The 4,262-nt window shown below is 75.1% G+C and carries 4 protein-coding genes and 1 pseudogene; 1 reads left to right on the plus strand and 4 read right to left on the minus strand.

From position 1 onward, the window contains the following. Nucleotides 1-183 precede the first annotated feature (183 nt). Nucleotides 184-1,212: a LacI family DNA-binding transcriptional regulator gene (locus tag ABD308_RS05485; RefSeq protein ID WP_344327403.1), complete on the plus strand. Its 1,029-nt coding sequence runs from the start codon at nucleotides 184-186 to the stop codon at nucleotides 1,210-1,212. Between the two features lie 109 nt (nucleotides 1,213-1,321). Here the strand turns inward: ABD308_RS05485 and ABD308_RS05490 are convergent, their stop codons facing one another. From ABD308_RS05490 to ABD308_RS05505, 4 genes and pseudogenes are all read right to left on the minus strand, one after another. Next, the gene (locus ABD308_RS05490; RefSeq protein WP_344327413.1) at nucleotides 1,322-2,371 is read right to left on the minus strand and encodes an ABC transporter permease subunit; all 1,050 of its coding nucleotides are present in this window, start codon (nucleotides 2,369-2,371) and stop codon (nucleotides 1,322-1,324) included. Next, complete coding sequence (locus ABD308_RS05495; RefSeq protein WP_344327423.1) at nucleotides 2,368-3,294, minus strand: ABC transporter ATP-binding protein; 927 nt, start codon at nucleotides 3,292-3,294, stop codon at nucleotides 2,368-2,370. The genes ABD308_RS05490 and ABD308_RS05495 overlap by 4 nt, the downstream gene beginning before the upstream one ends. A gap of 18 nt (nucleotides 3,295-3,312) precedes the next feature. Then, on the minus strand, nucleotides 3,313-3,759 hold the full coding sequence (locus tag ABD308_RS05500; RefSeq protein WP_344327432.1) for a GntR family transcriptional regulator: 447 nt from the start codon (nucleotides 3,757-3,759) through the stop codon (nucleotides 3,313-3,315). A gap of 85 nt (nucleotides 3,760-3,844) precedes the next feature. Then, nucleotides 3,845-4,262 (minus strand): annotated as a pseudogene (locus ABD308_RS05505) (DUF2079 domain-containing protein); the annotation flags it as partial.

Genomic DNA, 4,262 nt, shown 5'->3' on the forward strand with positions numbered 1-4,262 from the left:
CCCTCAGGGGTGGCCGGCTCCAGGCCACCCCGGCCGGCGCGGCCGTGCTCGCCGCCATCCGCATCCTCCCCAGCCGCTCACGGAAGACCACGGTGGCGATCGGCGCGACGCGTCGCCGCACCGCCCGTCCAGCCGGTGAAACGGCGGAGAGGCCCGTCGGCGGCGGTGTGTAGGCTCGCGGGCATGGCAAGGGTGACGCGGGACGACGTGGCGAGGGCGGCGGGGACGTCGACTGCGGTCGTGAGTTATGTGATCAACGACGGGCCGCGGCCGGTGGCGGCCGCGACGCGGGCCAGGGTACTCGCCGCCGTCGAGGAGTTGGGGTACCGGCCGAACCGGGTCGCGCAGGCGATGGCCCGGCGGCGCACCGACCTCATCGGCATGGTCGTGCCGGACGCCCGCCAGCCCTTCTTCGCCGAACTCGCGCACACCGTGGAGCGCGCCGCCGCCGAACGCGGGCGGCTGCTGCTGATCGGCAACTCCGACTACGAGGACGAGCGCGAGGCCCACTACATCCGCGCCTTCCTCGGCATGCAGGTGGACGGCCTGATCCTGGTGACCCAGGACCCGTCCGTCCCCGGGGTCACCGGCGTGGACGGCCCCGACGGCACGCCGGTCGTGCTGCTGCACCACCGTGCGGAGACCGAGCGCGGGATCGCGGTCGTCGCGGACGACGAGGGCGGCGCCCGCGAGGTCGTCCGCCACCTGCTCGGCCACGGGCACGCCGAGGTGCACTGCTTCGGCGGCACCTTCGCGCTCAGCCCGAGCGACCCGGTGACCGTCCGCACCGCCGGCTGGGCCGCCGCGCTCACCGAGGCCGGCCTGCCCACCGAGGGCCGGCTGACCCCGGCGCCGTTCGACCGGGTGCGGGCGCACCGGGAGGCGCTCGCACTGCTGGCGCGCGCCGACCGGCCGTCCGCCGTCTTCTGCGCGACCGACGATCAGGCGATCGGCCTGCTGCGGGCCGCCGACGACCTGGGCATCCGGGTGCCGGAGGACCTCGCGGTGGCGGGGTTCGACGACATCGCCGAGGCGGTGATCGCCGGACCGTCGCTCACCAGCGTGGCCACCGCCCAGGCCGAGATGGCGCGCGCCGCCGTCGACCTGGTGCTGGGCGCGGGCGCCGACGGGGAGGCGGCCCCGGCCGCCGGGGCCCGGATGTTCCCGGCCCGGATGGTGGTCCGCCGCTCCTGCGGCTGCACCGGGGACTGACCGGCGGGACGCCGGGCGGACCGCGTCGGGCCGTGCCGCCGTCCCGGTCCGCTCGGCCGGGCCCACGGGCGGTGGACCGGAATCGGACGGCCCGTGACAGCCCGTCCGGTCAGATCCCGGCCCGGGTGAGCCTGCGGAACACCACGACCACGACGACCGCGGTGAGCGCCAACAGCAGGCCGGCCTCGACGAGTTGGATCGGCACGAAGTGCGACACCGGGTGGAACCGCCCCCAGGAGGTGGGCGCCGCCGCACAGACCTCGGACGACCTCACGCATTCGCCGGACGTCATCCTGGTGCCGTCCGCGAGCACCACCCCGTGATCCACCAGCCAGGCGTTGGTGGGCTGGCGGAAGCCGCCCAGGGTGTTGTTGTACGGCTGCTCCCGCTCGGTCACCGGCCAGAGCGAGGGCCGCAGCACGATCATCGCGGTGTGCGCGAGCGCCACCGCCGCCCCGCCCGCCAGCACGGCGGCGACGGTGCGCCGCAGCAGCTGCCCGACCAGCACGCCCAGCGCCAGCCCGAACAGCGACCAGGCGACGGGGACCACGCCGAGCACGGGGTAGGTGAACCCCTGGAACGGCGGGTCGAAGGCCCCGAAGGCCCCCCGCCTGTGCACCACGTCCGACCACCACACCCAGCTGGTCAGCCCGGCCACCACGGTGGACAGCAGCAGCACGGCGGCGCCCGGGACGGCGAGCCGGGCCGCCAGCCAGCGGCCCGGGCTGACGGACTGCGCCAGCACCATCCGCAGGGTGCCCCGCTCGTACTCCTGGGCGAGCAGCGGCCCGCCGAGGAACGCGCCGAGCATCACCGGGACCGCCGTGATGGCCGGCTGCAGGATGTCCGTGAACATCCGGAGCAGCATCTCCAGCCGGCCGTACCGCACCAGGCACTCGCGGCTCCACTCCACCGAGAAGTCGCAGCCGGCCTGCCTCATCAGCTCGGCCCGGTCCTGGATGAGGAAGTGCAGGGCGATCAGGATCAGCGCGGTGAGGACCGCCGGAACGGCCATCGTCCTCACCGCCACCCGGCTCTGCTGCCAGGACAGCCAGAGAACGCCGCGCGGACCCCGGGAGCGGCGGGCGGTCGCGGGCCGTCCGGCCGTACGGTCCGCGGGCACCGGGGCGGTCGGGCCGGTCAGGGTGCTGGCGCTCATGCGGCGGCCTCGCGATCGGGGGCGGTGACGGGGGCCTTGACCGGGGTCCGGAGGTAGGCCAGCAGCAGTTCCTCCAGGCTGGGCCGGCTCGACTCCCACGGCCCGTCGACCGGTTCGCCGGTGTGCAGCAGCGCGGTGACCTGGCGGCCCCGGACCCTCCGCTCCACGGTGGTGCCGGCGGGCAGTTCGGCCCCGTCGGCGGCGCCGATGAGCAACCGGTGGCCGTCGAGGATCTCCTCCAGGTCTCCGGCCAGCCGGATCCGGCCCGCCTGGACCAGCAGCAAGTGGTCGATGACGCCGTCGAGTTCGGGCAGGATGTGCGAGGAGACCAGGATGGTGGTGCCGCGTTCGGCGGCCTCGGCCATCAGCACGCCCATCAGCTCGTGGCGGGCGAGCGGGTCGAGGTCGGCCATCGGCTCGTCGAGCAGGAGCAGTTCGGCCCGCTTGCCGAGGGCGAGCGCGAGCGCGACCCGGGTGCGCTGGCCGCCGGACAGCGAGCCGACGCGCGCCCCCATCGGCAACTCACCCATCTCAATGACCCGCTGGGCGGCCTCCTCGTCCCAGCGAGGGTTGAGCTCACGCCCGATGCGCAGGGTGCCCGCCACCGTGAAGGAGGGGTAGAGCGGCTTCTCCTGGGTGACGTAGGCGACCCGGGCGCGGGACTCCGGGGTGCTCGACGTCTCGCCGAAGACCCGCAGTTCGCCCTCGGTCGGCCGGATCAGACGGGCGGCCAGGGTGAGCAGGGTGCTCTTGCCCGCCCCGTTGGCGCCGACCACGCCGCAGATCCGGCCGGCCGGGACGGTGAAGTCGCAGTCGCGCAGGGCCCATTGGTCACCCCGGTAGCGCTTGCCCAGCCCCACGGCCTCGACGGCCGGCCGCCCCTCGTCCGGTATCGCGTCCAGTACGGATGTCGCGTCCGCCATGCGGTCCCCCCGCCCTCCCTAGTTCGGTCCGGCCGGATCCGCCGGCCCGGTTGACGTGTGCGCCGCCAGGGCGCCGATGACGCCGGTCTCGCAGCGCTGCTCCAGCACGGAGGCCATCAGCGCGGCGATGTCCTCGCGGTCGAGTCCGGCCGCCCGGGCCTCGTCGACCCACCCCACCAGCCCCGCCCGCAGCGGCCCGTCCGCGGCCGCCTCCGGCCGGGCGAGCGAGCGGCGGACGAAGGTGCCGAGCCCCGGGCGGGGCTCGACCAGCCCCTCGCGCTCCAGCTCGCGGTAGGCCTTCAGCACGGTGTTCGGGTTGATCGCGGTCTGCTCGACCACCTCCCGCGCGGTCGGCAGCTTGTCTCCGGGCTGGAGCACACCGAGCCGCAGCGCCTGCTTGGTCTGCTGCACGATCTGCTGGTAGGTGGAGACGCCGCTGCGCCGCTCGATGCGGTACTCGATCACACCCGACTCACCCTTTCACTAGTTGATTAGTGAAAGGGTGGCGGACAACGGCACCTCGGTCAAGTCGGACCAGGGGGTCGGCGGGTCAGGGACGCCGGAGCAGGCGCAGGTCGCCGTCGTCCACGACCCGCCGGTAGCCGAGGTCCTCGTAGCGGCCGAGCATCCGGACGGTGTCGGCGATCGGGCAGGGCGCCCGCACGCTCGGGTCGGCCAGGTCGACCACCACCCACTGCGGCCCGTCCTGCAGCGCGTCAGACAGCGGCGGCGCCGGCTCGCGGCAGGCCAGACCGACCGTGGTCCGCCCGGCCAGTTGGGCGGCGAGGCGGTTGGACGCGGCGACGGTGGCGCCGTCAGGTATCCGGGCGAGCACCGCCCTGGTCCGCGCGAGGCGCGGCGAGGTGTCCCAGGCGCCGGGGGCGGCGATCTCGTGCAGCGGATAGAGCGGGAGCGTGACGGCGGCGACCAGCCCGGCGACCGCCAGCGCCCGCCGGGCCCGGCGGACG

Source organism: Kitasatospora putterlickiae, from assembly GCF_039527695.1.
Classification (GTDB): Bacteria; Actinomycetota; Actinomycetes; order Streptomycetales; family Streptomycetaceae; genus Kitasatospora; species Kitasatospora putterlickiae.